Source organism: Janthinobacterium sp. SUN120 (genome assembly GCF_030397735.1).
GTDB classification, from domain to species: Bacteria; Pseudomonadota; Gammaproteobacteria; order Burkholderiales; family Burkholderiaceae_D; genus Janthinobacterium; species Janthinobacterium kumbetense.
Window position 1 is genome coordinate 1 of the sequence record NZ_JAPUBW010000023.1, and the last position, 1,011, is coordinate 1,011.

General features: G+C 51.9%; 1 rRNA gene. It reads right to left on the minus strand.

What is annotated here, in order from left to right:
• A 16S ribosomal RNA gene (locus O0879_RS28550) occupies positions 1-1,001 on the minus strand; the annotation flags it as partial.
• Positions 1,002-1,011 lie beyond the last annotated feature (10 nt).

Consider the following 1,011-nt stretch of genomic DNA (forward strand, 5'->3'; position numbering starts at 1 on the left):
GGATTCCAGCCATGTCAAGGGTAGGTAAGGTTTTTCGCGTTGCATCGAATTAATCCACATCATCCACCGCTTGTGCGGGTCCCCGTCAATTCCTTTGAGTTTTAATCTTGCGACCGTACTCCCCAGGCGGTCTACTTCACGCGTTAGCTGCGTTACCAAGTCAATTAAGACCCGACAACTAGTAGACATCGTTTAGGGCGTGGACTACCAGGGTATCTAATCCTGTTTGCTCCCCACGCTTTCGTGCATGAGCGTCAATCTTGACCCAGGGGGCTGCCTTCGCCATCGGTGTTCCTCCACATATCTACGCATTTCACTGCTACACGTGGAATTCTACCCCCCTCTGCCAGATTCTAGCCTTGCAGTCTCCAATGCAATTCCCAGGTTGAGCCCGGGGATTTCACATCAGACTTACAAAACCGCCTGCGCACGCTTTACGCCCAGTAATTCCGATTAACGCTTGCACCCTACGTATTACCGCGGCTGCTGGCACGTAGTTAGCCGGTGCTTATTCTTCAGGTACCGTCATTAGCAAGAGATATTAGCTCTCACCGTTTCTTCCCTGACAAAAGAGCTTTACAACCCGAAGGCCTTCTTCACTCACGCGGCATTGCTGGATCAGGCTTTCGCCCATTGTCCAAAATTCCCCACTGCTGCCTCCCGTAGGAGTCTGGACCGTGTCTCAGTTCCAGTGTGGCTGGTCGTCCTCTCAGACCAGCTACTGATCGATGCCTTGGTAGGCTTTTACCCTACCAACTAGCTAATCAGATATCGGCCGCTCCACGAGCATGAGGTCTTGCGATCCCCCACTTTCATCCTTAGATCGTATGCGGTATTAGCGTAACTTTCGCTACGTTATCCCCCACTCTAGGGTACGTTCCGATATATTACTCACCCGTTCGCCACTCGCCACCAGAGCAAGCTCCGTGCTGCCGTTCGACTTGCATGTGTAAGGCATGCCGCCAGCGTTCAATCTGAGCCAGGATCAAACTCTTCAGTTTAATCTCTGTT